The organism is Silvania confinis (assembly GCF_025564085.1).
Lineage (GTDB): Bacteria > Pseudomonadota > Gammaproteobacteria > Enterobacterales > Enterobacteriaceae > Enterobacter > Enterobacter confinis.
Genome location: NZ_JAMGZJ010000001.1, coordinates 1 through 207, shown reverse-complemented (window position 1 = coordinate 207; position 207 = coordinate 1). Strand labels below are relative to the sequence as shown.

Genomic DNA, 207 nt, shown 5'->3' with positions numbered 1-207 from the left:
TACCACTTTGTGATTCATGACTGGGGTGAAGTCGTAACAAGGTAACCGTAGGGGAACCTGCGGTTGGATCACCTCCTTACCTGAAGAACCTGCCTTTGTAGTGTCCACACAGATTGTCTGATGAAAAGTAACGAGCAAGACGGCTACGAAGTCGTGACACATCGTGTCCCCTTCGTCTAGCGGTTAGGACTCCGCCCTTTCACGGCG

The 207-nt window shown here is 51.7% G+C and carries 1 rRNA gene; it reads left to right on the top strand.

Going from position 1 to position 207, the window contains the following annotated elements:
• A 16S ribosomal RNA gene (locus M8013_RS00005) occupies nucleotides 1–79 on the top strand; the annotation flags it as partial.
• Nucleotides 80–207 lie beyond the last annotated feature (128 nt).